Here is a 3,512-nt window from a genome sequence, read left to right as displayed (position 1 = left end):
CCACCGGACAGCACGTAATCGCCAATCGACCATTCTTCATCCACATGCGTTTCGATGAAACGCTCATCGATGCCTTCGTAGCGGCCAGCAATGAGCGCTTCGCCCACCTTCTTCCCGCGGATCTGGTCGGCGACCAGGCGGGCTTTCTGGGCGGAGATGCGAGCGCCCGACAACTTAGCGGCTACTTCCATCTTTCCTTACCCCTTAGCGCTTGCCTTTCTTGTCCGCTACGTGCCCGCGATAAGTGCGGGTACCAGCGAACTCGCCGAGTTTGTGACCGACCATATCTTCGCTCACGAGAACGGGGACATGTTGACGGCCGTTATGCACAGCGATGGTCAGACCGACCATTTGTGGCAGGATCATCGAACGACGCGACCAGGTTTTAACCGGCTTGCGATCATTCTTTTCCATCGCCACTTCGACCTTCTTCAATAGGTGAAGATCGATAAAAGGACCTTTTTTCAGAGAACGCGGCACTGTCGTATCCCTCTAGTTACTTGCGACGACGGACGATCATGTTATCGGTGCGCTTGTTAGAGCGAGTCTTCGCGCCCTTGGTCGGGAAGCCCCATGGCGACACCGGATGACGACCACCGGAGGTACGACCCTCACCACCACCGTGGGGGTGATCGACCGGGTTCATTGCCACACCGCGAACGGTCGGACGGACACCGCGCCAGCGCTTAGCACCCGCCTTACCCAGCGAACGCAGGCTGTGCTCGGAGTTCGAGACTTCACCCAGGGTCGCACGGCATTCAGCCAGTACCTTGCGCATCTCGCCAGAGCGAAGACGCAGAGTCACGTAGGCACCTTCACGAGCAACCAGCTGAGCCGAAGCACCAGCCGAACGCGCGATCTGGGCACCTTTGCCAGGCTTGAGCTCAACACCGTGAACGGTCGAACCCAGCGGAATGTTACGCAGCGGCAGGCTGTTACCAGCCTTGATTGGCGCATTGACGCCAGAGAGCAGCTGATCGCCAGCAGTTACACCCTTGGGTGCAATGATGTAGCGACGCTCGCCGTCCGCGTACTTCAGCAGCGCGATGTGTGCAGTACGGTTCGGGTCGTATTCAACGCGCTCAACGACGGCTGGGATGCCATCCTTGTTGCGACGAAAATCGACCAGACGATAATGCTGCTTATGACCACCACCGATGTGACGAGTGGTGATACGGCCGTTGTTGTTACGGCCACCAGTCTTCGACTTCTTCTCGAGCAGCGGAGCATAAGGAGCGCCTTTGTGCAGCTCCTGATTGACCACCTTGACCACGAAACGGCGGCCCGCGGAAGTCGGTTTGCATTTAACGATTGCCATGATGCACCCCTTCCTTACTCAGCGTTGCCGGAGAAATCGAGATCCTGGCCTGGCTGAAGGGCGATATACGCCTTCTTCCAGTCGTTACGCTTGCCCAGGCCGCGAGCGGTGCGCTTGGTCTTACCCTGAACATTCAGGGTGCTGACCTTGGCGACCTTCACGTTGAACAGGCTTTCGACGGCCTTCTTGATTTCCAGCTTGGTTGCATCAGTAGCAACCTTGAAAACGAACTGGCTTTTGCTGTCAGCCAGCATGGTTGCCTTCTCGGAGACGTGCGGACCAAGCAGGACTTTGAATACGCGTTCCTGGTTCATCCCAGCAGCTCCTCGAATTTCTTCACAGCCGACACGGTGATCAACACCTTGTCATAGGCGATCAGGCTGACGGGATCGGAACCCTGAACGTCACGAACATCGACGTGCGGCAGGTTGCGGGCCGCCAGATACAGGTTCTGATCGACAGCATCGGAAACGATCAGTACGTCGCTCAGACCCATGCCAGTCAGCTTGTTAGCAAGCAGCTTGGTCTTGGGACTGTCGACGGCGAAATCTTCAACAACAACCAAACGCTCGGAACGAACCAATTCGGAAAGAATGGAACGCAACGCTGCGCGGTACATCTTCTTGTTGAGCTTCTGCTCATGGTTCTGCGGACGAGCAGCGAAAGTTACGCCACCGCCACGCCAGATCGGACCACGCGAGGTACCAGCACGCGCGCGGCCAGTGCCCTTCTGGCGCCAGGGGCGCTTACCGCCACCGGAGACGTCGGAGCGAGTCTTCTGCTGCTTGCTACCCTGACGACCGCCAGCCATGTAGGCGACGACTGCCTGGTGCACCAGCGTCTCGTTGAACTCACCACCAAAGGTTTGCTCGGAGACTTCGATGGCTTGTGCGCCATTAACATTCAATTGCATGTGAACTCCCCCTTACCCGCGAGCCTTGGCAGCCGGACGCACGACAACGTCACCACCAGTGGCGCCGGGCACTGCACCCTTGACCAACAGGAGATTACGCTCGGCATCGACACGCACGATTTCCAGGGACTGCACGGTTACGCGCTCGGCGCCCATGTGCCCGGACATCTTCTTGCCCTTGAAAACACGGCCTGGTGTCTGGCATTGGCCAATCGAACCCGGGACGCGGTGGGATACGGAGTTACCGTGAGTATTGTCCTGACCACGGAAATTCCAGCGCTTAATGGTACCGGCAAAGCCTTTACCCTTGGACTGACCGGTGACATCCACCATCTGCCCAGCCTGAAAAATCTCAGCCTTGATCTGGTCACCAACCTGGAATTCCTCGCCATCGAGACGGAACTCCCAGACACCACGACCGGCAGCTACATTCGCCTTAGCGAAATGACCAGCCTGAGCCTTGGTGACACGGGACGCGCGACGCTCACCGACAGTGACCTGCACAGCGCGATAGCCATCGCTTTCTTCATTCTTGAACTGAGTGACACGATTCGGCTCGATCTCAATGACCGTAACCGGAATAGAGACACCATCTTCGGTGAAAACGCGGGTCATTCCGCATTTACGACCGACTACACCAATAGTCATGTTGTAACCTCTTGAGTGTACGGGGCTTTCACCCGCTATGGCCGCCCATTTCAGAGCGTTACACGACTAAAACTCCAGGTTTTAGCCGAGGCTGATCTGCACTTCCACGCCAGCCGCAAGATCAAGCTTCATCAGCGCGTCGACAGTCTTGTCGGTCGGCTGGACGATATCCAGCACACGCTTATGAGTACGGATCTCATACTGGTCGCGCGCATCTTTGTTGACGTGCGGAGAAACCAGAATAGTGAACCGCTCTTTGCGGGTCGGCAGTGGAATCGGACCACGCACCTGAGCACCAGTACGTTTCGCGGTTTCCACGATTTCCTGGGTTGATTGATCGATCAGGCGATGGTCAAAAGCCTTCAACCGAATACGGATTTGTTGGTTTTGCATTTTGACCTCAGACTCCAATTAGCCATCCCTACCAAACGCAATACGCCCGGTAAAAGGAGGCGCAATTGTACGGATGCGTCCAGAGGGTGTCAATAAATGATCAGCAATAGAAAAAGGGCCCCGAAGGGCCCTTTTCGACACCGAACGATTATTCGATGATCTTGGCAACCACGCCGGCACCAACGGTACGGCCACCTTCGCGAATCGCGAAACGCAGACCGTCTTCCATGGCGATCGGAG

Annotated in this window: 8 protein-coding genes; all 8 read right to left on the bottom strand. The window is 56.8% G+C overall.

The window, feature by feature from the left end:
- Positions 1 to 191: large ribosomal subunit protein uL22 (locus ACQKEK_RS23335; protein ID WP_499167721.1), on the bottom strand; the 191-nt coding region annotated here is incomplete at its 3' end.
- Between the two features lie 13 nt (positions 192 to 204).
- Positions 205 to 480, bottom strand: a complete 276-nt coding sequence (rpsS, locus tag ACQKEK_RS23330) for a 30S ribosomal protein S19 (RefSeq protein ID WP_021209376.1) — start codon at positions 478 to 480, stop codon at positions 205 to 207.
- Between the two features lie 16 nt (positions 481 to 496).
- On the bottom strand, positions 497 to 1,318 hold the full coding sequence (gene rplB / locus ACQKEK_RS23325) for a 50S ribosomal protein L2 (protein ID WP_128120965.1): 822 nt from the start codon (positions 1,316 to 1,318) through the stop codon (positions 497 to 499).
- A gap of 14 nt (positions 1,319 to 1,332) precedes the next feature.
- Positions 1,333 to 1,632 (bottom strand): 50S ribosomal protein L23, encoded by a 300-nt coding sequence (gene rplW / locus ACQKEK_RS23320; protein ID WP_021209378.1) that lies wholly within the window; start codon positions 1,630 to 1,632, stop codon positions 1,333 to 1,335.
- A complete protein-coding gene (gene rplD / locus ACQKEK_RS23315) occupies positions 1,629 to 2,231 on the bottom strand; it encodes a 50S ribosomal protein L4 (protein WP_046164399.1) in 603 nt (200 codons plus the stop codon). Before rplD ends, rplW begins: the two co-directional genes overlap by 4 nt.
- Positions 2,232 to 2,243: 12 nt before the next feature.
- On the bottom strand, positions 2,244 to 2,879 hold the full coding sequence (rplC, locus tag ACQKEK_RS23310; RefSeq protein ID WP_045430590.1) for a 50S ribosomal protein L3: 636 nt from the start codon (positions 2,877 to 2,879) through the stop codon (positions 2,244 to 2,246).
- Positions 2,880 to 2,960: 81 nt separating this feature from the next.
- Positions 2,961 to 3,272 carry a 30S ribosomal protein S10 gene (gene rpsJ, locus ACQKEK_RS23305; RefSeq protein ID WP_499144391.1) on the bottom strand — a complete coding sequence of 104 codons (312 nt, stop codon included), beginning with the start codon at positions 3,270 to 3,272 and terminating at the stop codon, positions 2,961 to 2,963.
- A 148-nt stretch (positions 3,273 to 3,420) separates the two neighbouring features.
- Positions 3,421 to 3,512, bottom strand: a 92-nt coding sequence (locus ACQKEK_RS23300; protein ID WP_023007569.1) for an EF-Tu C-terminal domain-related protein, incomplete at its 5' end; no start/stop codon positions are given.

The organism is Pseudomonas sp. NPDC077408 (assembly GCF_050269105.1).
Classification (GTDB): domain Bacteria; phylum Pseudomonadota; class Gammaproteobacteria; order Pseudomonadales; family Pseudomonadaceae; genus Stutzerimonas.
Note: the sequence above shows the minus strand (reverse complement) of the source record. Positions and strands in the feature narration are given on the sequence as shown.